Below are 24,912 nucleotides of genomic sequence, written 5' to 3'. Positions count from 1 at the left end.
CATAGGTATCTACACATTTATCGTGATACCTGTTATTACTTTGCAGAATGATTTCAACCTATCTGTTGGCGGGATTGACTCTCGCCTTACCCGCCGATATCAGACGCTGGTTAAACAGCATATGACGCCCGCGGCTCTTCTTGCTTCTGCGGTTAAAGACCTCGCAAGTGCTCAAAAATCAACTTTCGCAACTACCCAAGCTGTCTGGCGTTTTCTGAATAATAAGCGAATTAGCTTCAGTCAACTCAATGAGCCAATTATTTCGCTAGCACTTGAGCAAATTTCGCTTAGCCCGCATCCATACGCTCTCGTTGTTCATGATTGGTCACGTTTACAATTTCTTTACCATCATGCCAAATACGGACGCTTAAAAATGACGCACGGTGGCGATGTTGGATATGAACTTCAAAGCAGCTTGCTGGTTGATGCTGGCACGGGTTTGCCAATAGCGCCTCTATCTCAGACACTTACCGATGCAACCGGTTGTCATTCAACGTTGGCGGAAGGACTGTCCGAACGGCAGACACATATGGACGCCTTGACGACCGATATTGCCCGTGTGGAATCGCTTAATATAGGTAAAAAGCTGATTCATATAATTGATAGAGAGGGTGACTCTATTGGACATATGCGGACGTTGAGTACTCAAGGAATATGCTGGCTTATCCGAGGAAAAGAAGGACATGGTGCAGAGTGGCAAGGTAATTCATTGAAAATTGGTGAGATTGCTGCTCTTCTGCCATACAACGGATGCGGACAGGTAGACTGGAAAGGGAAAAAAGCTGATATGGAAATCAGTGAAACCTCGATAGTCATAACCCGAGCTGCGCAGCAGAAGCGTAAAGATAAAGAAACCGGCCGCCGCATAAAAATCCAACCTGGAGAGCCTCTGACGGTCAGATTGGTTGTTGTTCGGCTTACGGATGATCTCGGTAATGTGGTGGGACGCTGGACGCTGCTTACAAACGTTTGCAGCGAGATCACCTGCGAGGAAGTAGCTCGTTGGTATTACTGGCGCTGGAATATTGAATCATTTTTTAAGTTGCTGAAAGGTGCCGGACATGACGTAGAAACATGGCTTCAGCGCAGCGCGCCAGCCGTACTACGCAGGTTGTTAATAGCCAGTATGGCTGCTGTTCTGGTATGGCGGCTGCAACGCGCTGAAGGAGAAGAAAATGCGGCAGCCCGCCAGCTGATATGTCGCTTGTCAGGACGACAGCAAAAGCGAGGCCGCAGAGAGAGCGCTCCTGCTCTGCTCGCTGGCCTATCCATCTTGTTGAATACACTAAAATTATTATCGGAATATAGTCTGGAAGAACTTACTCATTTAGCGAGAGTTGCTCTTAAGCCTCCTCCCTGATGTGTAGATACCTATGCGTTATAGGGGAGGGGTATATCATATGCAAATAGATGTGATTTTCATTCTCATTTGGTATTGAATAGGAAACCTCTTAAATGGTATAAGTAGTCATCCCCATTGCAGAGCTAAAACCGCCGTCTGGCGAGTTCCGGAGATAAGCGCCGGGTGGGGACAACTTAATCGAGGTCGCCCTGGTGCGGCCTTTTTTTTGGGGTCGACGTAGCCCATGGCGTCTACTGCGCCAAGATTCCCTTTTCTTTCCCATGAGGCAAGTATTTATCGGCTTAAAGCAGAATAAAAATGAGCACTAATGGAAAGATCAGCGGCCAGGTTAAACCGATAAGCGCGGCGCAAAGTAGTCGTATGCCAAGCGAGGGGTCGCGGCTGAAAAAGTACATCAACCAGGCGGTGACAGCAATGCCCGCGAGGTAGCTTGCCACGAGAATTTGCCATGTTGTCAGCGGGAGCGGGTCCATATTCGCCTTCCTTTCTAACCGAATCCTTTCTTTGATCGGGCACATGCCCTTTTACACCCCGGTGGCGATATAGCGCTGAGTCACCGCCCTGGGTGAGTTCAGACATTGAAGTGCTGACGTCGCGCCAGAGGCTTGATGACCTGGTCACCTAAAATAAGTAAACATCACCGCCGCCGCCACGAGAAACGGTTGGCATAACGTTCCCCAACCGCGAGCCCAGTTAAAAAATAAAAACCAGGACTTGTTTTATTGACGCTCTTTTTTCGCCTCCAGTGAGCAAACATGCCCCTGTCTTGCCCTCTGCGCGCGCAAACAGGGATCTGATCCCTAGGCATACGCGACCAGTGCAATTATTGTTGATGGCAAAAGTTGCAAGGCAATGTCACCAACAGACCCAGCGAAGACGGTTACGTTGATAGAAAGTTTATCTCTTTCGGGGCGGCTAACTGCGGAGTTGATCAAACTTCAAAACAATTCCCTATTCTTCTTTGAGGAATAAGTAATAAAATTGCTAACTTGTTATATATTATAAGCCAATGTTATTTCGCATAACGAATTTTCTGTCAGGCGGCTTTAATTTTAGTCATTTTCTCGGCTTATGTTATTAACGTGAAACATTTCGCCGCCGGTACCTGCATGGCACAAAAGCACGTATGGATAATATTGCTGGCATAGCCCTAAGACCGTGGAAGTGAAGCTCTGGTTTTATCTGGATGAGCGCGGACGCGGAAAATTAACTAACACTATGATTTTTAATGTTTTATCAATTATCTTCGTCGCGTTAATACCACCACTAAAAAAATATTTTCTTCAGTATAAGAAATCTATATCAACCTTTTAAAATTTAGCGATATAATCATTATACCTCCCAGTAGGTCGGTGATAAATAACAAAAACACTGTACGCTTTCAAAGGGAAACCTGTCCAATTTATTTTTTTGGGGAGCGATTGCGTGCGCGGGTACGCCTGTCCCCTTCAAGGCAGCACCATGAAAGATAAAAACGCTCGGATTATTCATGACAACACGTTTGAAGGGGAAATATCGTCCTCAAAGATTGAACGTTGGCTCTCAGGTGTCAATGCTTCTCTGCTGCAATCGCATTTCACCCGGTCACAGGTTGATATCCTCGATTGGCGTGTTGAAGCACATCATTTTGATATCTTTATCTGCGGGCATATCCGCGCCACGGGACAGACGTTTGTAAAGTTTCCATCACGCGGGGGGGATTTAAATGATCATTTTTTGTTGGTCATTATGCTTGAAGGGGGGATAGAGGGGAGTTTGGGACGACAAGCTTTATCGCTTGAAGCTGAAGATATTTTGTTGATAGACGTTTTACAACCACTCAATTTGAAATTGAAACCAGGACGGGGGGCGACGCTGGCTCATGCGATGTATGTGGTAATACCTCGCCAGCAATTGGTGACGATTGAAGATACCGCGTCGTTACACGGTAAGGTTATTTGTCGCGGGGAATTACTCAACAGACTGATCGCCAGTCATGTTCATCAACTGATGGCCTACAGCATCGACATTACCGCCACTGAAGCAAGCCGCATTGCCCGTCCGGTTATCGATTTTTTGGTAAGCGCTATCAAGACTTCGGTAAGTTTCGGCCAACCGCTGATTGCGGATACCCGACTGTTGGTAATAAGCCGGATCTGCCAGTACATTCATCAGCATCTGCAATTACCCGGTTTAACTGCGGAGTTGATAGGCCAGCAATATGGCTTGTCCCGTTCGTCGTTATATCGATTATTTGAACCTTACGGCGGCGTCGCCGCGCATATCCGCAAAAAACGCCTCACGGCAGCAACGCGTATGTTGTTGCACCCGCGATATAGCCGATGGCGGATTGCCGAAATAGCTTACTATTGGCAATTAGAGCCGGCGACCTTTAATCGGCTGTTTATCGTGACCTATGGTATTACACCCACCCAGGCACGCAAACAGCGCCAGGATATATGGGCGCTGGATGCGATGGAGGAATCGCAGGTGGCGTGGTTACGCTCGCTGTAATGCGGCCGCAGAGACCGTCACGGGGCGGACGGCGAGCCGCAACTGCACGAAATTAAACTGCTGCAGGTGCAGTTGCCCACATTCTGCGGGCTGCCATGCGGCACAGGTTCAGCCGTCCGCGTCGTGGTGGGCGATGAATCGGCGCATCCGGTGATTGACGACCCAACAAGCGCAATAAACACAATTATCCCGATGTTTTTCATGGTTGTCTCCAGGGTGGGTACGCAGAGTATAGTCCTTTTTCGCTACCTATCGCGAAATTCCCCTACCGCAGCACGACCGCTAACCGTTAATTGAGTCCATACCAGCGTCGCCAGGCAATAATCAGCAACCACGCGGCGATTCCCCAGCACACCACGGCACTAGACAGCGCCAGGGGCAAACGCATGACGCCGACAAAGGTGTAAAGGGATGTCAGGTAGACCAGATAGGGGATGACCGCCCAAATACCAAAAAGGATTGTCATGCGCAGCGCTTCGCTGCCGCGTTCGGTGCCCACAATATAATGGGCGAGGAGGGCAAAAGTGGGAAACAGCGGCAGCAGACCGGCTATATAATAGTTACGGGTTTTGGCGAGCAGCGCAATAAGCACCACCACAAGCGCGCCCAGCAGGGCTTTGAACAGTAGCGTCATGACAGTAAGGAAAGTCGGGAAACCGTGGCGAGAGTCTACCACGGTGCCGCAAAGATAGGTAAGCGGGCATAACGACCGCAACGTCAGGCGGCGCCTGTCTGGCACTGCCTTACGCGGCGCGGCCGTTATTGGCGATAAGCGTGGGTAATCTGTTTCACGGTACTGGTAAATACCGCTTGTTGTTCGGGGTCATCAAGCTGGCTGATGTATTTCTCCATTTTGATGATGACCTTGCCGGCATCGGCTTGCCCAATGGCTTTCAACAGCAGCGACATCATCGCCTTCATGCAGTTGAGCTCCTGCGCAATTATTGCTGTTTCGCTATCGGTGGTGAATTCAACGTTGCCCATTATTTTCCCCGTTATCAGTGGTCATGATGACTGGCGCCGCGTCAGCCGGAGCGCTACGTGTCGGCATTGGACGCCAAGTAGAGCGATTATAACAGGTTTTGTTTTATAAATTTAACTGACGTAGGTCATTTATCCGGGCGAATTGCATCAGGTTAAAAAAACACCACTGCTACGACGATGTCCGCAACCCGGGACCAGGATGATTAAGCGGAGCGGCAATCTATTATAATAAACTTTAAAGTTTGAATGTACGCTAAAAGTAATATTTCATAAATAATTATTCTTTATAAATATATATATGAAATGATTGATGATAATATTTCTTGGCAGGGGTTCAAGTATAATACTATGATTTTCAAGTGTATTCAGCAATGCAGTGTTCATTTTTTATACAATTCAGACCTCGCGTTGGATGCGTAGACGAGGTGACTTAACTGGTCAAATCGGCAATTCCCGACGGTTGCGCGAATTTTGGTGAAATCTCCTTGCGGTGCAATAACCTATCTGTCTAAAATGGGCCTTCGCAGGCGACACTGCTAAATTTTTCCAGTATAAGCAAATAATCATTTTTCTTTATTTACCTAAAAGCTGTAATATTAAGTCTAAAATATTTGATTCGCTTTACATCACTCCCTCTTTTTGGAGAATTTCTCTTTGATAAGCGTTTTTCTTGTTGATGACCACGAATTGGTGCGCGCAGGGATACGACGCATTCTTGAAGATATCAAAGGCTTCAAAGTCGTTGGCGAGGCACACTGTGGCGAAGATGCGGTAAAATGGTGCCGCAACAATTGCGTCAACGTTGTGTTAATGGATATGAATATGCCGGGTATTGGCGGGTTGGAGGCGACGCGCAAAATCGTGCGCTTCTCGCCGGATATCAAAGTCATCATGCTGACCATTTACACAGAAAATCCATTACCTGCCAAAGTGATGCAGGCCGGGGCCGCAGGGTACCTCAGCAAAGCCGCCGCGCCGCGCGAGGTCATCTGCGCCATACGCGCGGTCAACGCCGGTAAACGCTATATCGCCTCGGACATCGCTCAACAGATGGCCCTCAGCCAGCTGGAGCCCCAGGCGGAAACCCCCTTTGAATGCTTGTCCGAACGGGAATTACAAATAATGCTGATGATTACCCGCGGGCAGAAGGTCACCGATATTTCAGAGCAGCTCAATCTTAGCCCCAAAACCGTCAATAGCTATCGCTATCGGATATTTAGTAAACTAAACATCAGCGGTGATGTAGAATTAACCCATCTGGCCATTCGCCACGGGTTGTTCAACACGGAGATTTTATTAAGTAGTGACTGACAGTTTTAACGCCAAACAATTTCTAAGCACCGTAACCAGCCAGCCTGGCGTCTATAGCATGTTTGATGCGTCCGGTACGGTGATTTATGTCGGCAAGGCTAAAGATCTGAAAAAGCGCCTGGCGAGCTACTTTCGTGCCCAGGTTGCCAGCCGCAAGACCGAAGCGCTGGTGAAAAGCATTCATCATATTGATGTTACCATCACCCATACGGAAACCGAGGCGCTGCTGCTTGAGCACAACTACATCAAGCTGTATCAGCCACGCTATAACGTATTGCTGCGCGACGACAAGTCCTATCCCTTTATTTTCCTTAGCGGCGACACGCATCCCCGCATCACGTCCCATCGCGGAGCCAAGCATGCGAAAGGGGATTACTTCGGTCCGTTTCCCAACGGTTACGCGGTAAAGGAAACGCTGGCCCTGTTGCAAAAACTGTTTCCGATTCGCCAATGCGAGGATAGCGTGTATCGCAACCGTTCGCGCCCGTGCCTGCAGTACCAGATTGGCCGCTGTCTGGGACCATGCGTAGCGGGTCTGGTCAGCGATGAGGAATACCAACAGCAGGTGGACTATGTGCGCTTGTTTTTGTCGGGCAAAGATCAGCAGGTGCTTAATCAATTGGTGGAGCGCATGGAGCTGGCCAGCCGTGCGCTGAATTTTGAGGATGCGGCGCGCGCGCGCGATCAGATACAGGCAGTGCGACGCGTGACGGAAAAACAGTTCGTTTCCGGCGACCGGGAAGACTTGGACGTCATTGGCGTCGCGTTTGACGCCGGAATGGCCTGCGTCCATGTGCTATTTATCCGCCAGGGTAAAGTGTTAGGCAGCCGCAGCTATTTCCCGAAAGTGCCGGCCGGGACCGAACTGGCGGAAGTGGTGCAGACCTTTGTCGGTCAGTTCTATCTGCAGGGCAGTCAGATGCGGTCACTGCCGGGCGAGATTCTGCTGGATTTCACGCTGCCTGAAAAAACGCTGCTGGCGGCGTCGTTAAGTGAGCAGGCGGGCAGAAAGATTCAAATCCAGACGCAGCCGCGCGGCGATCGCGCCCGCTATTTAAAGCTGGCCCGCACTAATGCCGCGACGGCGCTGGTGACAAAATTGTCGCAGCAATCGACCGTGCATCAGCGATTGGTCGCCCTGGCGGAACTGTTGGGCATCCGGGCGGTCAACCGAATGGAATGTTTTGATATCAGCCATACTATGGGGGAGCAGACCATCGCTTCCTGTGTGGTATTTGACGGCAATGGGCCGGTGCGCGCCGAATATCGCCGCTATAATATTGAAGGCATTACCCCCGGCGATGATTATGCCGCCATGGATCAGGTCCTGCGCCATCGCTACGGTAAAGCGTTGGAAGAAAAGAAAATTCCCGACGTGGTGATTATCGATGGTGGTAAAGGGCAATTGGGTATGGCAAAAGCGGTGTTCGAGCAGTTGGATGTCCCCTGGGACACATCGCGCGTGGTGTTGCTTGGTGTGGCAAAAGGGGTAGACCGCAAGGCGGGTCTTGAAACGCTGTTTTTGCAGCCTCACGGTGAGGGGATGGCGCTGCCGCCGGATTCACCCGCGCTGCATGTGATTCAGCATATCCGCGATGACTCACACCACCATGCTATTACCGGCCATCGCAATAAACGTGCTAAGGTAAAAAATACCAGCGCGCTTGAATTAATCGAGGGTGTTGGGCCACGACGCAGACAGTCGCTGCTAAAGTACATGGGCGGTCTGCAGCCGTTACGTAATGCCAGCGTGGAAGAAATTGCCCAAGTGCCGGGAATTTCGGGCGCCTTGGCAGAAAAAATATTTAATGCGTTGAAACACTAGCGCCAATGTAGCAACATACTTATCATTTCCACTCCGGCCAGATAGTTACCAAAGTACTATGCAACTGAATATACCGACTTGGCTTACCCTGTTCCGTGTCGTCATGATACCGTTCTTTGTTCTGGCCTTCTATCTGCCATTCAAGTGGGCGCCGCTGTGCTGCGCGCTAATTTTTGTCCTGGCGGCGGTGACGGATTGGTTCGATGGCTTTCTGGCCCGTCGCTGGAAACAAACCACCCGCTTTGGTGCGTTTCTCGATCCTGTCGCGGATAAAGTGATGGTCGCCATGGCACTGGTGCTGGTGGCAGAACATTTTCATTCATGGTGGATTACGTTACCTGCAGCAACGATGATCGCCCGAGAAATCATTATCTCCGCCTTGCGTGAGTGGATGGCGGAAATCGGCAAGCGTAGCAGCGTAGCGGTTTCCTGGATTGGTAAAGTTAAAACCACTGCGCAAATGCTCGCATTGGTAGCGCTGTTATGGCGGCCGGACGACATTGTCTCGGGAATTGGTATCGCTGCGCTGTATATCGCGGCGGTGCTGACGTTTTGGTCGATGTTTCAATATTTGTATGCAGCGCGACACGATTTGTTCGAGCATTGAGAGAAGCGCTGTAAAAACCAGCAAACGCATCGGCGATGACTATTTTTGTATTGACTCATACTTTGAGGTCAGTAGAATGCATCGCATCGAAAGCAACCGCGGTTTGTCTGGCGCTAGCGTTAAAATCAGGTTGCTGTCGGTTATGCGGGAATAGCTCAGTGGTAGAGAACAACCTTGCCAAGGTTGGGGTCGCGAGTTCGAGCCTCGTTTCCCGCTCCAAATTTCGGTCAGTAGGGGTGATTTATCCCTTAGTAGACCCAGAAAGGACCCGCACAGGTCCTTTTTTCGTTATCGCCGACGTAAACACATTTAACCCAACACATTAGGCCAACACTTTAGCCCTGGCTCAACGCTATGTAATCTGCAGCGGTTATGACCAGTGGCTAATGCGGTATGCGGGCGGTTAGCGCGCGACCAAGGGTGTCGTCCTTTATGGTGCCGCCGTGTGATATTTTGGCTGGTGTAAGTGCGTGCGACCGAGGTTAACCCTGATGGCGGGGTCTTGCCTGCCTAAGGCCGCTCCTCGCCAATGATTGTGGCTTGGCTGCGCGGCTGATGGGACATAGCCTGCTAGCAGAGCATCGGCCCCGCGATTGGATGACGGTGGAGGGCGATAGGGTGTAATGCAAGGTTTGCTGTCGCAAAGAAAGACGAAATTTATTAATGTGGCGCTGGGTTGGCTGTGATGTAACCATCTAAACGTCCTGCGCCAAAAAAGGCTTGCCATCGTTGCTCAGGCAAGCCATAATTGCGTCCATTCCGAAACACGGAATAAACGAATTGTCTTTATGATCAGTTAGTTGCAAGGTAGTGATTCGGTAATTTGTCGATAAACCGGCTGCAGTGCGAAGACAAGCTATGAGATATGGCGCGTTGGCAGAGTGGTCATGCAGCGGATTGCAAATCCGTCCACCTCGGTTCGACTCCGGGACGCGCCTCCAGTTTTATTTCCCGACGCCCGGGTGGTGGAATCGGTAGACACAAGGGATTTAAAATCCCTCGGCCTTTGGCTGTACGAGTTCAAGTCTCGTCCCGGGTACCACACAGAAAAAATCATAATAATCAATAAGATGTCCTATATTAGTCACCGTCGTCAAGGCGGTTTTTTTTCGCCTTGAAATCGACAAGTGGCAGCACAGTGGCAGCAGGGCCTCAGAGAGGGTAAGTCAGTTACTACGCTTCATTCCAAATGGATATCGAAAGTTTCGACGTTGGCAGTTTTCTGCCGGGCCTTTTTCTTCGCTTTTTTGTATTATAAATGACGAGTTTTACTCAGCGTCAGGAAATACACAGTGCGAAAAATTAAAGGAGAAATTATAATCTTATTAATCTGGAGCAGAAGCCTCAAATTCAAAAGAGTCTATAGCCCCTTATTTATTAAATTAATATATTGATTTATATGTTATTTTATCTTTTAATGTCCACTTGATGACCACACCTCAAAGAAGCAATCGTGGATACTGGGCACAACCAGCTTTATCCACAAGTACAAATCCTCCTGCGAAATTACCATGCAAAGCCCCTTCGGGTGCGTTAAATTAAAGGGCAATACATTGAAAATAAAAGGATTTAATTTCGCAGTGTCCAGATAACGTCCATCTTTGACCAAAAGGCCCCGGTTTCCGGGGCCTTGCCACATTCTCCTGCCTTCTGCGTTCTTTCTTGCTATCATGAGTCATTGATTTTCAACTTGACCAATAAGCAGGTGTAATGATGGGATTATTGAACTGGAACGATATTGAAATCGAAATAAAGCTTTTTCCTCAAGATAATGAACCCAAAACGGCAAAGGTAAAATTGCGTGATTCAAAGGACGCTGAAGCGTGCCAACGCTTGATTGAAAAACTGTCGGTATTAGTGGCAACACCCAAACAAGACAATCCGCAATAGCCAAAAACGATAAAAACCTTTAAATCCTGCGGGCGTTAACATCTCTATCTCTTCACGTGAATGCCATCTGAACCACGGGTGAATTGACAAGATCCGCCGAACAGAGGCGGTAGCCCAAAAAGCCCCCGCCCTGATTTTCCCTATCCAAACTGTAGCATTCCCTGGTCGCTCTGGCCTGGGTGGGGTGGCGCGGGCTCTATCTGTCGGGGGACACAGATGGAACGGGTAAAGGTTTCATGTGTGATAAAGGTGTGACCACAATTAATGTTAGTGCATTGATTGTAGCGCTCTTTGGTGGTGGTGGTAATGTAATGACTGGTACGGGTATGGGCTGCCTGGCCGCAAAGGGGGCAATGCATCATGGCGTGAGTGCTCTCCATCACGCACCCGACTAAGGTCGGTGGTAGCGGTCAGTGTAGCATTTCCGTTTTTCTCATTCCATTTCAAGCGCATCGATTTTTACCTCCAGCTCCAGGGCGGTGGTAAACCCGCTGCTATTCAGCGTATGCGTCACGGTAACCAGCGTCCAGGCGGCCTGGTCAATTTCGCGTTTAAAGCCGCTGACCTTGACCGGCATTTCAGGAGCGAGTTCCGCGCGGCCGCGCGCCAGCGTGATGGCGAAGGTGGCGACGCCGCGTTGCAGCCGTTCCCAATTCGCTCTGGCCGCCCGTTCGGCATTGTGCTTTGAGGCGTAAGTGTGGCGCAGAACCAGCACATTTTCCTCACTGCCTACCAGATAATCGCCCTGCTTTTCTGTGTTGGCGGAGCGCTTTTTCCGCTTGCGTCTGACGCTGACCGTCTCGGGTTTGGCCTGGCGGGTATTGAGCCAGTGCGCCACCACGCCGGTATAGGCGTCGCGATCGGTGAGCGTGAAAGTGTGACTGTCTCCCTGCTGACGGGTAATTGTCAGCGCCGGAAGCGGTTTACCGCTCAGGGTCTGGTTCTGCCCCTGTTTAAAAAACAGCATTTTCCCTTGTTTAACCGCCATCACCGCGCCATGTTCCCTTGCCAGTCGCGTTAAGAAGCTGCCGTCTGATTCCTGGCTCTGGTCGCTGTGGGCCAGTTTGGTGCGGGCCATCGCCTGACTTATCACCGGCGTCAGCTTATGCCGGGCAGCGAGCGTTTTCACCACATCGCCGAGGGTGGTGTTATGGTAGGACGCTTCGCGCTGGACGTTGAGCGAGGCGCGAAAATCAGCGCTACGGGCGCGTATCGTCAGCCTGTCGGGGGCGCCGCTGTGCTCGATTTCATCGACGGTAAAGGTGCCTTTGTTTATCAACCCGGTTTCCTTCCAGCCGAGAGACAGTGCAACGTTAGCCCCGCGGCGAGGCAGACGTAGACGACGGTCGCTGTCATCCAGTTCAATATCCAGCTGGTCAGCCTCAAAGCCCCGGTTATCCGTCAGGGTTAATGACATCAGAATAGATTCTTCATTGCAAGCGATAGGCTAGTACTCTGGCCGCATTATCTGCTGCGACATTAGAATTATTACTCTAGTAATGAACCATAAAATACTGATGACACAAACACCCTGACGAAGTTGATCAAGCCGGCATTTATCGTGGCCTGCCAAATTAATATTAAACATAAGCATTCCTCTCTATCTATAAGCGTCACAATAAGAATTAGTTCATTACGTTAAAAACAATGAACAACCTCTTACGCTTCATTTCATGGCGCCCCGGCGATCCTGGTTATTCGATGTCGGTGACAATCGCGACATGCCTGTCGGCCGGTAATTCCTCCCGTATTGTAGCGATGTAGCCATTGTGAGTTTTGCAGCTGTGTTAGGTCCCCGTGCGGGTTCGCGGTGAAAGCAGGCAAAAGAGGCCCCTGCCCGCGCACAAGCGGTGTTGATACGGGCGGTTAACGCTCAGTGAACACCGAGCAAGCAAGCCTAACCGCGGGCAGAAGCTGACAAACAGCGTTGATGGCCGGGCACGAATACTCGGATTGCGAAGGCTTGGCGCCGCCAGCATGCTGCGTACAGAAGGCGCTTGGGTTTGGCAAAGATCACAACTCCCCTGGACTGGAGTACCTACAATCGTTGCCCTTATAAGCCCCTAATGGCGTTACCACAGTCAAATACCAATAAATCATCAAGACTTAAGCGGCAATGCGGGCGGAGAAACCGCCCTCTAGCAAACGGTTATCCGGCGGGTTTCGACAAGGGGATGCCTTTTTGCCCCGCGTAAAACACCACCAGGGTGACACCCTCTTTACCTGTGTAACCACGGTGAGCGCTGTCGACCATCTCGGAAACCACTTCGCCTGCCTTAAGCGTGCGTTTTTGGCCATTGGCTTTCTTTTCCACCGTCAGCGCTCCTTCCAGCACATAGGCGGCATTAGGGATGGGATGTTCATGCCAGGCAAGCGTGGAATTGGGTGCAATGGTGATTTTCAGAACGGAAAGTTGAGGTGTCCCCTTTGGGTAAGCCTGATATGAAACGCCATCCCAAGACTTTTCCGTCTCAAGAAGTTTTTCAACGCTAACGCCGCCATCTTTACGTTTTCATGTGCCTGGGTAAAAAAAGATATGATGAGAAAAGTAAAAGATATACAAACAGATAAAGTCCGATTGGATAGTCGCATGCAAGATCCTTTGTATATTTCGGGTGGTGGGTGGTCAAAAACCATAGCATCTTCGACGCGCAGGGGGAAGGATTCTTTAAAGCCATGCAGCTGTCGCGAAAAGAGTGCCCAAATCGGTATTAAGATTACCACCGATAATAAAGCGGTTAGCCGCTGGGGAGGGTCCAATGGCGGGAATAACCTATAGCAACAATAGCCAGTTTCGATAATAGAACTTAGTTAACAAGGACACCCTAATACGAACACTAATACATAAATTAGCTTGTAATCGTATGACGGTAAGCATAACTCATGAAGTAAAAGTTTCATCTGGCGATGCACCAAAGGGCTAAATAACCAGCAATAAAAAGCCAGATTAGATATCTGGCTTTTTAGAGATTGTTAACCACCGGTCGTTACATTTCTAGGGCCTGATCACTCCCACTCAATCGTCGCCGGCGGTTTGCCGGAAATGTCATATACGACCCGGGAAATACCGTCAATCTCATTGATAATACGGTTGGAAACGCGGCCCAGGAAGTCATAAGGCAAGTGGGCCCAATGGGCGGTCATAAAGTCGATGGTTTCTACTGCGCGCAGCGAAACCACCCAATCATATTTGCGGCCGTCGCCCATGACACCGACGGAGCGCACGGGCAAGAAGACGGTAAAGGCCTGGCTGACTTTATTGTACAAATCCGCCTTGTGCAGTTCTTCGATAAAGATAGCATCGGCACGGCGCAGCAAATCGCAATACGCTTTCTTCACCTCACCCAACACCCGCACGCCCAAACCCGGTCCGGGGAACGGATGGCGATACAGCATATCGTAAGGCAGGCCGAGTTCCAGGCCTATCTTGCGTACTTCATCCTTGAACAGCTCTTTCAATGGCTCCACCAGGCCCATTTTCATCTCTTTCGGCAGGCCGCCAACGTTATGATGCGACTTGATGACATGGGCTTTGCCGGTGGCGGAGGCGGCGGATTCGATGACGTCCGGGTAAATGGTGCCCTGCGCCAGCCATTTCACGTCGGTGAGGCTCAGCGCCTGTTCGTCAAACACCTCGACAAATACCCGGCCGATGGTTTTCCGTTTTGTTTCCGGATCGTCAATGCCGGCCAGCGCGGAAAGGAACCTGTCTTCCGCCGGTACAGCGATAATGTTCAAGCCGTAGCGATCGCCAAACATGTCCATCACCTGACTGGCTTCGTTGAGGCGCAGCAGACCGTTATCGACGAACACGCAGGTCAGTCGTTCGCCGATGGCCCGATGCAACAGCATGGCGGTAACCGACGAATCTACGCCGCCGGATAAACCGAGAATGACCCGATCGTTGCCAACCTGTTCGCGGATACGGGCGACGGCATCTTCGATGATTTTGGCCGGCGTCCACAGCGGCGCGCATCGGCAAATATCAAGTACGAAGCGTTCCAGCATGCGCTGCCCCTGACGGGTATGGGTAACTTCGGGGTGAAATTGCACGCCGTAGAACCGTTTTTCTTCATTGGCCATAATGGCGAAGGGGCAGGTTTCGGTGCTGGCAACGGTGACAAAATCCGCCGGAATCGCGGTAACTTTGTCACCATGGCTCATCCAGACATCCAGCAGTGGCGCTCCGCCGGTGCCGATGTCGTCCTGAATATCGCGCACCAGTAAACTGTCGGTCAACACTTTTACCTGGGCATAACCAAACTCGCGCTGCGTCGAGCCCTGGACTTTGCCGCCGAGCTGCATCGCCATGGTTTGCATGCCGTAGCAAACGCCCAGCACCGGCACACCTGCCTGAAACACATAGTCCGGCGCGCGCGGGCTGTCCTGCTCTGTGGTGCTTTCCGGACCGCCGGAAAGGATGATGCCGCTGGGGTTGAATTCGCGTATTTGCGCTTCGGTTACATCCCATGCCCAAAGTTCGCAATAGACGCCCAATTCGCGCACCCGGCGAGCCACCAGTTGGGTGTATTGCGAGCCGAAGTCCAGAATCAGAATGCGGTGTTTATGGATATTTTCTGTCATTGATGGCGTATTCCGAGAGCGTGTAGCAAAAAGGTTCAATGCCCGGTCGTCAGAAACCGGACAGAACGGCGGCGGACCGGCGTGGCCCGCGCGCCGAGGGAAATTCGTTAACCCAGGCGGTAGTTCGGGGATTCTTTGGTGATGGCGACGTCATGAACGTGGCTTTCCTGAATGCCGGCACCGCTGATACGGACAAATTCCGCTTTGGTACGAAGGTCGTCGATAGTAGCACAACCGGTCAGCCCCATACAGGAACGCAGCCCGCCCATTTGTTGATGGACGATTTCCTTCAGGCGGCCTTTATAGGCCACGCGGCCCTCAATCCCTTCCGGCACCAGTTTATCGGCAGCGTTATCGGTCTGGAAATAGCGGTCGGACGAGCCCTTGGACATTGCCCCCAGCGATCCCATGCCGCGGTAAGATTTGAAGGATCGGCCCTGGAACAGTTCAATTTCCCCCGGGGATTCTTCGGTGCCGGCCAAAAGCGATCCCACCATCACGCAGGCGGCGCCGGCGGCGATGGCTTTGGCGATATCGCCGGAAAAACGGATGCCGCCGTCGGCGATGACCGGGATACCGGTCCCTTCCAGGGCTTCCACTGCATCAGAGATAGCGGTGATCTGCGGCACGCCCACGCCGGTAACGATACGGGTGGTACAGATGGAGCCGGGGCCGATGCCCACTTTCACCGCGCTAACGCCGGCCGCAACCAGCGCGAGCGCGCCGGCGCCGGTGGCGACGTTGCCGCCGATGATTTGCAGCTCGGGGTATTTGGCGCGCGTGTCGCGGATACGTTGCAGCACGCCTTCGGAATGGCCGTGGGAGGAGTCGATAAGTAAAACGTCAACGCCGGCGCTCACCAGGGCATCGATGCGTTCTTCATTGCCGGCGCCGGCGCCCACCGCGGCACCGACGCGCAAGCGGCCGTGTTCATCCTTGCAGGCGTTGGGTTTGCGCTCGGCCTTTTGGAAGTCTTTTACCGTAATCATGCCGAGCAGATGGAACTGTTCGTCCACTACCAGCGCTTTTTCAACGCGCTTCTCGTGCATTTTTGCCAATACCACTTCCCGGGCTTCACCTTCTTTTACCGTCACCAGGCGTTCTTTCGGCGTCATCACGGCGGAAACCGGCTGGCTTAAGTCGGTGACAAAGCGAACGTCGCGGCCGGTGATAATCCCTACCAGTTCATTTTCATCCGTCACCACCGGGTAGCCGGCGAAACCGTTGCGCGCGGTCAGTTCTTTCACCTCGGACAGGGTGGTATTGGGTGTCACGCACTGGGGATTGGTCACGACGCCGCTTTCATGGCGTTTTACGCGACCGACTTCCTCGGCCTGGCGTTCGATAGACATGTTTTTGTGAATGAAGCCGATACCGCCTTCCTGCGCCAGCGCGATAGCCAGGCTGGATTCGGTTACCGTATCCATTGCCGCGGACAGCATAGGAATATTCAGGCGAATTTTCTGAGTCAATCGGGTGCCGAGATCGGCAGTGTTGGGCAGAACCGTGGAGTGGGCGGGAAGGAGCAGAACGTCGTCGAATGTCAGAGCTTCTTTAGCAATACGTAACATAGCAATATCTCACCAAGGTGGATGTGAAACAGATAAAATATTGCCGTGGCATTATACAGAACGTAATCGGTTGCCTCCAGCGTTATTTTCAAAAATCTCTTGCTTACCGTTTCACAATAAGTAATATCAATCAATTAAGGCTTTGCAATGGAGTTTGATCCCGCTCACATGTCTACCCCGCCCTCCTCTCTGATTTTTACCGTCAGCCGCCTGAATAAAACGGTTCGCGAATTGCTGGAAGGCGAGATGGGGCAGATTTGGCTGACGGGCGAGATCTCCAATTTTTCCCAACCCGCATCGGGCCATTGGTATTTCACCCTGAAGGATGACCGCGCCCAGGTGCGCTGCGCGATGTTTCGCAACACCAATCGCCGTACAACCTTTGCGCCGCGCAACGGTCAGCAAGTGCTGGTGCGCGCCTCTCTTACGCTTTATGAGCCACGCGGCGATTATCAGCTCATCGCCGAAAGTATGCAGCCAGCCGGCGACGGCTTGCTGCAACAGCAGTTCGAGCAGCTCAAGCAGCAATTAAGCGACGAGGGGCTGTTTAATCAGCAATCCAAGCAGCCGCTGCCCAGTCCGGCCCGCCGCGTGGGGGTGATTACCTCCGCCAGCGGCGCGGCGTTGCATGATATTTTGCAGGTGTTGCAACGCCGTGACCCGTCGCTGCCGGTGGTGATTTATCCCACCGCGGTGCAAGGACAGGAAGCGCCGGCGCAGATTGTGCGCGCCATCGAAGCCGCCAACCGACGCGCTGAGTGCGATGTGTTGATCGTCGGTCGCGGCGGCGGTTCGCTGGAGGATCTCGCCAGCTTCAACGATGAACGGGTGGCGCGGGCGATTTTCGCCAGCCGCCTGCCGGTGGTCAGCGCCGTCGGCCATGAAACCGATGTGACTATCGCCGATTTTGTCGCCGATTTGCGCGCGCCAACGCCCTCGGCGGCCGCCGAGCTGGTGAGCCGCAATCAGCTGGAGCTATTGCGGCAACTTCAGTCGCAACAGCAGCGGCTGGAAATGGCGATGGATTATTTCCTCGCGCAGCGCCAGCAGCGATACAGCCGTTTGCAGCACCGCCTGCAGCAGCAGCATCCCCAGCTGCGGCTCGCCCGCCAGCACACCGCGCTGATGATCCTGCGCCGCCGCCTTGACGATGGCCTACAGGGGCAGTTGCGCCAGGCGCAGCGCCGTCACGACGCTGTGCGCCAGCGTCTGGTGCAGCAGGCGCCCGCGGCGCGAATTAACCGGGCGCAGCAGCGTTTGCAGGCGTTGCGTTATCAACTGAGCCAAGGAATAAGCCAGCGGGTCAACCGGCAGAATAATGTTTTTGTCGCGCTCTGCTCCCGTCTGGAGGGCGTGAGTCCGCTGAAAACGCTGGCGCGGGGGTTTAGCGTCACGACAGATAGCCACGGCGCGGTAGTGAAGCAAACCCGTCAGCTAAGCGCCGGCGATCGATTGACGACCCGGCTCAGCGATGGCTGGGTGGAGAGTCAGGTTACCGAGATAACCCGTCAGCCGGCGAAGCGTCCGCGACGCGCAAAAAACTGATGCCATAGCAGGCGTCTGCTCATGACACTCCTGTTGCCTTGCTTCGGCTAGCTGCGGTGCACAACCGCACGAACGTCGTGCTATTGCACGTCACATGACGGCTGATGTCATTGCACTTGCTCTCACCGCATGCCGGTTCACCTCGTCGCCGTCTAATCACCCCACGCGACTTTCACGCCCGCACGTCACGACACACGGCGCGCCCCACGCCAACACGGGCGCGCCCGGCGCTACGTCCGTCAGGAGCCACCTTGAGAGTCCTGCGCCGGGCGGGAGGCGGCCTTGCGGCACAACTGGTTAAAGCCCGCGCCGACCGCCAGCAACAGGCAAGTGCCGAGAAAAACCGGACGCATACCCAAATGGCCGCCTATCACGCCGCCCATTAGTGGTCCCGTCACCTGGCCGACATACTGCGCGGATGTTGACAGGCCCAGCACGCTGCCGGCCCGCTCGGACGGTACGTTATGGCGAATCACGCTGGCGATACAGGGAAACAGCCCGCCCAATGCCAGCCCCATACAAAAACGCAGCGCCACCAATTGCCAGCCGGCGGTGACGAACGCCTGCGGAATCAACAGTACTGCCGCCACCAGCAAACAACCGATAATGACCCGCCAATGGCCGACCCTGTCCGCCAGCCGACCGAGCCGCGAGGCCGATAAGATGCTGCCCAGCGCCGCGGCCGCCATCACCAGCCCGGCGACAAACGTCACCTGCTGGCCGGACACCAGTTGCGCGACATAGAGCGTGATAATTGGCTCGATGGACATATTCGCCAACATTAGCAGTGTCCCGGTGATAAGCATCGCCATCACCGGCAGATTGCGCCAGGGGCTGACGACGGGCGATGTCACCGCAGCAGTCTTCCGGGGGCCGGTGCCGGGCACCTCTTTGAGCAGTACCACCGTAGCCAGAAACGCGATAAATATGGCGCCGCCGGCTAAGATGAATGTGCCACGGATACCGATGAGCGGCGGCAGCGTACCGCCGATCAGCGGCCCCACCAGATTGCCCGCCATAATGCCGGAAGACAGCATACCCAATGCCCATCCCGTGCGCCCCTTTGGCGTCTGGGTGGCGACCAGGATAGTCGAGCCGGAAGCGTATCCGCCCAGCAAACCGGCCAGCAGGCGCAGCGCCACCAGTTGCCAGACGCTTTGCGCCATGCCGAGCAACGTCATTGCCACCGCCATGCCGAGACTGGCCCGGATAAGCATCAGCTTGCGGCCGTAGCGGTCACCCAACCTCCCCCAAAGCGGCGCGGTCAGCGCGGCGGTGAAAAAGGCGGCGCCGTAGGCAATCCCCGACCACTCGCTTATCGCCGCATGACCGGTTACCCCCAATTGCTCGACGTAAAGCGGTAAAAACGGCAGTAGCAATGTCATCGCCACGATGGTGGTAAAAGAGCCAAACACACACACGACTAAATTGCGCCGCCAATAATCATTATCATCAGGCGCTACACTACCGTTTTGCATCAGACCCATCCTTCATCGCGGTTGAAAAGTAAAAAGCTAATGTGCACCGGGGCGCCGCCGCGTCGGCGGGCCGGAGGCGCAGGCCGGGGGTTTATCGCTATGCTAGCGATAAATGGAAAAAGAGGGTGTCGACCGCCATTAGGGGAAAGGCGGCGGGCAGGTCTTCGCGCGTCACGGCGCTAAATCCCTGTTTGCGGTAAAAATGTTGGGCGGAAATAAACTGGGCGGTGGTGCCAAGAAAAATATCGCTGATACGATGTGTCCGGGCATGGGCGCGCGCATGCTCCAATAACCCCGCAGCAACCAGCAACGGCGCGCCGCGGTAGCCGTGTTTAACAAACATTTTGCGTAACGCGGCCTGGCCGCCGCCGATATCTTTCAGGCCAACGGTGCCAACCACTTCCCCCCGGTGGCAGGCAACCCAAAACCCGCCGTTGCCGGTTTGGTAGAAACCGCGGATGTCTTGCAGATCGGGCTGGTCGACGGCATTAATGGCAATACCAAATTCCTGCTGCTGGATGGGCAAAATGATGGCCGCCACCGCCTGCCTGTCCCGCTCCCGGTACGATCTGATGTCAATCATGTGTCATCCCCTGGCATCTCTGGCCGTCAACCAACGTCGCCCGACCCTGTCGGCGGCGGCATCGGAGGGTGAAAGCCCGACGGGGCTACATCATTCCCCCTGTAGTAGTAAAAATCATATCAGCGGCCTGCCGATGAAAACAACTTTATTGCACGGGTTTCATCGGTGCTCATCATTATGAGATTCTAAAAAATTTTTTTTGGCAGTATTTAAAACCGTTACTTTATTTTTATGCAGTGGATCACACTTAAAATCCTTGTTATAGCTTTAAAATAAAGATGGTAAATTTTGGTTAATCATATGTTAACCATAAATTTATCATATGATTAATTTTTATTAATTTCAATACATTATCAATAATTAGCATTCGTTACTGTTAGTCTCGGTTGCAATAATTTTGTAGTTTACTTAACCGGTAGTGACTAATAGAATCGAAGAGTATTAGCAGACTCCCTTGGGCGCCAACCCGAACGAAAATGGCCCGGGCGTCGGCTTCATTTTCTTAAACGAGATACTGCGCATGAAAGAGCATTTTATCGCAGCCCTTGGTATGACGGTATCTGCGTCAGCCAAACAGCCTCAGGCTGCGGAAAAACCCCCGGTAGACATCGTACTGATTGGCGGCGGAGTCATGAGCGCCACGCTGGGAACTTATCTGAAAGCGCTTGAGCCGGGCTGGACCATTCATATGTATGAACGTCTGGAAAAAACGGCAGAGGAAAGCTCCAACGGTTGGAATAATGCCGGCACCGGCCATGCCGCGTTTTGTGAGCTGAACTACACCACCCTGACCCAAGCAGGTTCGGTGGATATTTCTAAAGCGGTGGCGGTGAACGAATCTTTTGAAATTTCGCGCCAGTTCTGGGCCTATCTGGTAAAGCAAAAAATCCTCACCGAGCCGCAAAGCTTTATCAATAATGTCCCGCATATGAGCTTTGTGTGGGGCGAGGACAATATCCGCTTTCTGCGCCAACGTTTCGATGCGCTGCAAACCAGCACGCTGTTTCGCGGCATGGAGTACTCTGAAAACCCGCAGCAGATCCGCGATTGGGCGCCGCTGGTCATGGATGGACGCGACACGTTCCAAAAAGTGGCCGCTACCCGTATGGAAATGGGAACGGATGTGAATTTCGGTGAAATGACGCAGCAATTGCTGTCAGCACTACAGCAGCACCCCCAGTTCCATTTGCATCTCCAGCATGACGTGGTGGATATCAAGCGCAACGCCGATCAAACCTGGAGCGTGCACGTCGCCGACCATAGCAACGGCGGCCAGCAGTCTACGGTGCGCGCCCGTCATGTTTTTATCGGCGGCGGTGGCGCCTCACTGACCTTGTTGCAAAAATCCGGCATTCCCGAAGTGAATGGCTATGCCGGTTTCCCGGTTGGCGGGCAATTTCTGGTGGCGACCAACCCTGCGGTGGTTGGCCAGCATCACGCCAAAGTGTACGGTAAAGCGTCGGTCGGCGCGCCGCCGATGTCGGTGCCGCATATCGATACCCGTATTCTTGATGGCAAGCAGGCGCTGCTGTTCGGCCCGTTCGCCACCTTTAGCAGCAAATTTCTCAAGCGTGGATCGTGGCTGGATTTGTTCCATTCGCTCACGCGGCAAAACCTGCTGCCCATGCTGCGCGTTGGGCTGGATAACTTCGCACTGATGCGTTACCTCATCAGCCAGTTGCTGATGTCGAATAAAGATCGCCTAAATGCTCTGCGCGAATATTATCCGCAGGCCACGATGGCGGATTGGTCGCTGATTGAGGCCGGCCAGCGGGTGCAGGTGATTAAAAAAGACGCCGGTAAAGGCGGGATCCTGCAGTTCGGCACCGAAGTGGTCAGCTCGGCCGATGGCTCGCTGTCGGCATTGCTTGGCGCCTCGCCCGGCGCCTCTACCGCCGCCCCCATCATGTTGGAGCTTTTGGCCTCCATGTTCAAAGAACAGGTGACCACCGATGCCTGGCAGCGAAAACTGAAAGAGATGATTCCGTCCTACGGCCAGACGATTAACGGGGATCTCGCGCTGACCAATGCTGTTCGCCGCTCGACCTCCGAGGTTTTGGGGCTGACCTATATCGAGGCCAGGCCGCTGCCCGGCGAATCGGCAGAGGGCAAATGGGAAGGGTTGCAGAAAGCGATTTAAACCGATGAATCGTGCGCTGTGGTATCGCCGCTTTGGCCAGCCCGAAGCGGTACTGTCGCTGGAGACTGCTCCGCTCGCAACGCCCGCTGCGGCCCAGGTGCAGGTACAAATGATTGCCGCGCCTATCAACCCCTCTGATGTTATCCCGATTACCGGCGCCTATGCGCATCGGGTTCAGCCGCCACGTGTCGCCGGCTATGAAGGGCTCGGCCGGGTGGTCGCCACCTCCGACGCCCTGCCTTTCAGTCTGGGTCAGCATGTCCTGCCGTTGCGGGGCGACGGCACCTGGCAACAGCGGCTCAATTGCAGCGGACAATGGCTGGTAGCGGTGCCGGAAGATATTGCGGACGACATTGCGCTGCGCGGCTACATCAATCCGCTGGCCGCACGGCTGATGCTGCGGCGCTGGCCGGTACGGGACCAACAGATAATATTGACCGCGGCAGGCTCGGATTGCGCGCGGCTTTTAGGGCAATGGGCGCTGGCAGGCGGGGCGCGGCGGGTGATAGGCCTACACCGCGCCCCACAGCACGCGCCACGCCTGCGCCGGCTGGGTATTCAGCCGCTGGCAATGCACCGCGAGAGCGAGATCCTGCGGCTGGCGGCCCAAAGCAGCCTGGTGTTCGACGCCGTTGGGGGCCGGCTTGGCGGCGCACTGCTGGCGGCGCTGCGCCCTTGTGCAACGCTGATAAGCTACGGACTACTGTCCGGGCAGCCCCTCCCCGTGACGCCCGGCGACGCGATGGCGCAACGATTTCATCTGCGCGACGCCCTGGCCGGCATGTCGGCTGCCGACTGGCAAGCGGAATTCGCGGCGCTTTGGCCTTTATTGCGCCGCACGCAGCTGTCGCCGCTGGCCCCCTTCCCACTCAGCCGCTGGCGCGAGGCGCTGATGCTTTTTTACCAATCCGGCCGCGCCGTCAAACCGCTGCTGTGGTTAGCCTAGTGCCGCGCGCCCAACGGCGGGCGCAGTGCTCTCGCAACCTCAACGCCTTAACAACGCCGCTATGCGCTGTAGCTCGGTGGCCAGCAGGCTTAAACTCGGTTTACCGTCCGGCGGCACGGCGGTGGAATGACGGGTCACCAGGTGTGTGGGCAGCATAATCGACTGCCCTTCCGCGCCACCCCCCTGGCCTAACCGTGCCAGCAGCCGATTCACCGCTTCTTGCCCCAGCCGGTTGAAATCCTGTGAAACGGTGGTCAACGCCGGCAGGAAGTAGGCGCTGTCCTCGGTATCATCATAACCTATCACCGAGACATGTTCCGGCACCGCCAGCTGCTGCTGTTGCAACGCGCTGATCACCCCGAGCGCCATCTGATCGTTGGCGACCAATACGGCACTGAACGCCGCCTGCGCCTTGAGCATCGTGGTCATACAGCGAAAGCCGCTGGCGGCGCTCCAGTCGCCCTGTGCTGACGCCACCGGGTGCAGTTGATACGCCGCCAGCGCCTGCTGCCAGCTGTCGAGGCGCAGGCGGGCAGAAACCGACTCTTGCGGACCGGCCAGCAGCGCGAAATGCCGGTGACCCAGCCGATAAAGATGATCGACGCTTGCGCGCGTGCCGTCGCCGGGATTAAACATGACGTGGAACACACCAGCGTCCGGCGGCACATCCAGGAACAAGCATGTCAGTTCAGGATTATCGGCGACGACTGCCGCGGCGCTCTGCGCCGCCAGCGGCAAATTGATAATAACCCCCTCCACCCGCTGCGCCTTCAATTCATTAAGCGCGTCCTGCAGTCCGGTTTCGTGCTGCGGGTCGGTCATGGCAATCAGCACCGTAAACCCGCGTTGGCCGGCAACGCCCTTAATCGCGGACGCGATTTGCGACGGCGCATGGAAACCGAGCGAGGCGGTGATGAGCCCCAGGGTACAGCCCCGCTTACCGGCCAGCTGCTGCGCCATCCGATTAGGCACATAGTTCAGCGTTCTGATGGCTAAGTCCACCCGGGCGCGCGTCGCGTCCGCCACGCGCGCCGATCCATTCAATACCCGGGAAACCGTCTGATAAGAAACGCCGGCATGGCGGGCGACATCGTCAAGGGTGGCGTTTTTGTGCTTCACAGTGTCATTCCTGTAGCGGACCGGCATAGGGCCTAAGCGTATTCTCTCCACATCATAAATCAAACTGCGGCGAACGCTAAGCAACAGGGAAAAGTCATTCGCTCACACACCGCATAATTGTGACGCACTTCGCTAATTAGAACAGTTACCACTGTTTTTATTTGAAAATGATCACCTTTAATTGGGATGACACTTGCGATAAGCCGCATTAAAGACGTTTACTGCTCATAACATGTGAGCGCATAACATTGCTCATCTTTGCCGATACTTTCTTCCATGCTTAAGGTAAGGCCAATTATGACCCACGCTGTTCATCAACCGCGGCCGGCGGCCCCTGCCGCCCTGTCTTATATCTTGATCATTGACTTTCAAAGGTTAATGATCCCCAACTGATCATTGGGATGTTACCGGTGAGTTTGTACTCTGCCTTAAGCTTACAGCTTGTACGTCAGATTAAACCCTGGTGACATATT

The 24,912-nt window shown here is 53.9% G+C and carries 21 protein-coding genes and 3 tRNA genes; 13 read left to right on the top strand and 11 right to left on the bottom strand.

What is annotated here, in order from left to right; genetic code table 11:
• A partial coding sequence (locus CINSTRO3249_RS02095) for a flagellar biosynthesis protein FlhF (RefSeq protein ID WP_254304262.1) occupies window positions 1-1,360 on the top strand: 1,360 nt, incomplete at its 5' end.
• Window positions 1,361-1,644: 284 nt separating this feature from the next.
• On the opposite strand, the gene CINSTRO3249_RS02090 is transcribed toward CINSTRO3249_RS02095, so the two are convergent.
• A complete protein-coding gene (locus tag CINSTRO3249_RS02090; RefSeq protein WP_254304278.1) occupies window positions 1,645-1,800 on the bottom strand; it encodes a GhoT/OrtT family toxin in 156 nt (51 codons plus the stop codon).
• Between the two features lie 1,024 nt (window positions 1,801-2,824).
• Here CINSTRO3249_RS02090 and CINSTRO3249_RS02085 point away from each other — a divergent pair.
• Window positions 2,825-3,856, top strand: a complete 1,032-nt coding sequence (locus CINSTRO3249_RS02085; RefSeq protein WP_074011970.1) for a helix-turn-helix domain-containing protein — start codon at window positions 2,825-2,827, stop codon at window positions 3,854-3,856.
• 289 nt (window positions 3,857-4,145) lie between these two features.
• Here the strand turns inward: CINSTRO3249_RS02085 and CINSTRO3249_RS02080 are convergent, their stop codons facing one another.
• The gene (locus tag CINSTRO3249_RS02080) at window positions 4,146-4,490 is read right to left on the bottom strand and encodes a GlpM family protein (RefSeq protein WP_074011969.1); all 345 of its coding nucleotides are present in this window, start codon (window positions 4,488-4,490) and stop codon (window positions 4,146-4,148) included.
• 125 nt (window positions 4,491-4,615) lie between these two features.
• The gene (locus CINSTRO3249_RS02075; protein ID WP_074011968.1) at window positions 4,616-4,840 is read right to left on the bottom strand and encodes a DUF2594 family protein; all 225 of its coding nucleotides are present in this window, start codon (window positions 4,838-4,840) and stop codon (window positions 4,616-4,618) included.
• 654 nt (window positions 4,841-5,494) lie between these two features.
• Between CINSTRO3249_RS02075 and uvrY the strand changes: the two genes are divergently transcribed.
• The 7 genes from uvrY (at window position 5,495) to CINSTRO3249_RS02035 (ending at window position 10,473) form a co-directional block, all read left to right on the top strand.
• Window positions 5,495-6,151, top strand: coding sequence for a UvrY/SirA/GacA family response regulator transcription factor (gene uvrY, locus CINSTRO3249_RS02070; RefSeq protein ID WP_011411001.1), 657 nt, complete (start codon window positions 5,495-5,497; stop codon window positions 6,149-6,151).
• Window positions 6,144-7,976: an excinuclease ABC subunit UvrC gene (uvrC, locus tag CINSTRO3249_RS02065; RefSeq protein WP_074011967.1), complete on the top strand. Its 1,833-nt coding sequence runs from the start codon at window positions 6,144-6,146 to the stop codon at window positions 7,974-7,976. Before uvrY ends, uvrC begins: the two co-directional genes overlap by 8 nt.
• A gap of 58 nt (window positions 7,977-8,034) precedes the next feature.
• Window positions 8,035-8,583: a CDP-diacylglycerol--glycerol-3-phosphate 3-phosphatidyltransferase gene (pgsA, locus tag CINSTRO3249_RS02060; RefSeq protein WP_074011966.1), complete on the top strand. Its 549-nt coding sequence runs from the start codon at window positions 8,035-8,037 to the stop codon at window positions 8,581-8,583.
• Window positions 8,584-8,727: 144 nt separating this feature from the next.
• A tRNA-Gly gene (locus CINSTRO3249_RS02055) sits at window positions 8,728-8,802 on the top strand.
• Between the two features lie 648 nt (window positions 8,803-9,450).
• Window positions 9,451-9,524 (top strand) — tRNA-Cys (locus tag CINSTRO3249_RS02050).
• 15 nt (window positions 9,525-9,539) lie between these two features.
• A tRNA-Leu gene (locus tag CINSTRO3249_RS02045) sits at window positions 9,540-9,625 on the top strand.
• Window positions 9,626-10,293: 668 nt separating this feature from the next.
• On the top strand, window positions 10,294-10,473 hold the full coding sequence (locus tag CINSTRO3249_RS02035) for a hypothetical protein (RefSeq protein WP_074011964.1): 180 nt from the start codon (window positions 10,294-10,296) through the stop codon (window positions 10,471-10,473).
• A 140-nt stretch (window positions 10,474-10,613) separates the two neighbouring features.
• On the opposite strand, the gene CINSTRO3249_RS02030 is transcribed toward CINSTRO3249_RS02035, so the two are convergent.
• The gene (locus tag CINSTRO3249_RS02030; protein WP_254304280.1) at window positions 10,614-10,781 is read right to left on the bottom strand and encodes an ogr/Delta-like zinc finger family protein; all 168 of its coding nucleotides are present in this window, start codon (window positions 10,779-10,781) and stop codon (window positions 10,614-10,616) included.
• Here CINSTRO3249_RS02030 and CINSTRO3249_RS17535 point away from each other — a divergent pair.
• Complete coding sequence (locus tag CINSTRO3249_RS17535; RefSeq protein ID WP_254304281.1) at window positions 10,710-10,868, top strand: hypothetical protein; 159 nt, start codon at window positions 10,710-10,712, stop codon at window positions 10,866-10,868. The two genes, CINSTRO3249_RS02030 and CINSTRO3249_RS17535, sit on opposite strands and share 72 nt — an antisense overlap.
• A 38-nt stretch (window positions 10,869-10,906) precedes the next feature.
• On the opposite strand, the gene CINSTRO3249_RS02025 is transcribed toward CINSTRO3249_RS17535, so the two are convergent.
• The 4 genes from CINSTRO3249_RS02025 to guaB all read right to left on the bottom strand — a co-directional run bounded on the left by CINSTRO3249_RS02025 (window position 10,907) and on the right by guaB (window position 16,628).
• Window positions 10,907-11,890: a phage late control D family protein gene (locus CINSTRO3249_RS02025; protein ID WP_074011962.1), complete on the bottom strand. Its 984-nt coding sequence runs from the start codon at window positions 11,888-11,890 to the stop codon at window positions 10,907-10,909.
• A 732-nt stretch (window positions 11,891-12,622) separates the two neighbouring features.
• A complete protein-coding gene (locus CINSTRO3249_RS17530) occupies window positions 12,623-12,826 on the bottom strand; it encodes a cupin domain-containing protein (protein WP_371441360.1) in 204 nt (67 codons plus the stop codon).
• Between the two features lie 653 nt (window positions 12,827-13,479).
• Entirely contained in the window at window positions 13,480-15,057 is a 1,578-nt protein-coding gene (gene guaA / locus CINSTRO3249_RS02015) for a glutamine-hydrolyzing GMP synthase (RefSeq protein WP_074011961.1), read from the bottom strand.
• A 107-nt stretch (window positions 15,058-15,164) separates the two neighbouring features.
• On the bottom strand, window positions 15,165-16,628 hold the full coding sequence (guaB, locus tag CINSTRO3249_RS02010) for an IMP dehydrogenase (protein ID WP_074011960.1): 1,464 nt from the start codon (window positions 16,626-16,628) through the stop codon (window positions 15,165-15,167).
• A 168-nt stretch (window positions 16,629-16,796) separates the two neighbouring features.
• Between guaB and xseA the strand changes: the two genes are divergently transcribed.
• On the top strand, window positions 16,797-18,173 hold the full coding sequence (gene xseA, locus CINSTRO3249_RS02005; RefSeq protein WP_074011972.1) for an exodeoxyribonuclease VII large subunit: 1,377 nt from the start codon (window positions 16,797-16,799) through the stop codon (window positions 18,171-18,173).
• Between the two features lie 239 nt (window positions 18,174-18,412).
• Here the strand turns inward: xseA and CINSTRO3249_RS02000 are convergent, their stop codons facing one another.
• Window positions 18,413-19,651: an MFS transporter gene (locus CINSTRO3249_RS02000; protein WP_084790094.1), complete on the bottom strand. Its 1,239-nt coding sequence runs from the start codon at window positions 19,649-19,651 to the stop codon at window positions 18,413-18,415.
• Window positions 19,652-19,748: 97 nt separating this feature from the next.
• Entirely contained in the window at window positions 19,749-20,234 is a 486-nt protein-coding gene (locus CINSTRO3249_RS01995; protein WP_074011958.1) for a GNAT family N-acetyltransferase, read from the bottom strand.
• Between the two features lie 520 nt (window positions 20,235-20,754).
• Between CINSTRO3249_RS01995 and mqo the strand changes: the two genes are divergently transcribed.
• Together mqo and CINSTRO3249_RS01985 are read left to right on the top strand one after the other, a co-directional pair.
• Window positions 20,755-22,374: a malate dehydrogenase (quinone) gene (mqo, locus tag CINSTRO3249_RS01990; RefSeq protein WP_074011971.1), complete on the top strand. Its 1,620-nt coding sequence runs from the start codon at window positions 20,755-20,757 to the stop codon at window positions 22,372-22,374.
• Between the two features lie 4 nt (window positions 22,375-22,378).
• Window positions 22,379-23,320, top strand: coding sequence for a zinc-dependent alcohol dehydrogenase family protein (locus CINSTRO3249_RS01985; protein WP_074011957.1), 942 nt, complete (start codon window positions 22,379-22,381; stop codon window positions 23,318-23,320).
• Between the two features lie 39 nt (window positions 23,321-23,359).
• On the opposite strand, the gene CINSTRO3249_RS01980 is transcribed toward CINSTRO3249_RS01985, so the two are convergent.
• On the bottom strand, window positions 23,360-24,439 hold the full coding sequence (locus tag CINSTRO3249_RS01980; protein WP_074011956.1) for a LacI family DNA-binding transcriptional regulator: 1,080 nt from the start codon (window positions 24,437-24,439) through the stop codon (window positions 23,360-23,362).
• Window positions 24,440-24,912 lie beyond the last annotated feature (473 nt).

It is taken from the genome of Candidatus Sodalis sp. SoCistrobi (assembly GCF_900143145.1).
Lineage (GTDB): Bacteria > Pseudomonadota > Gammaproteobacteria > Enterobacterales > Enterobacteriaceae > SoCistrobi.
This window is presented reverse-complemented; position numbering and strand designations above follow the sequence as displayed.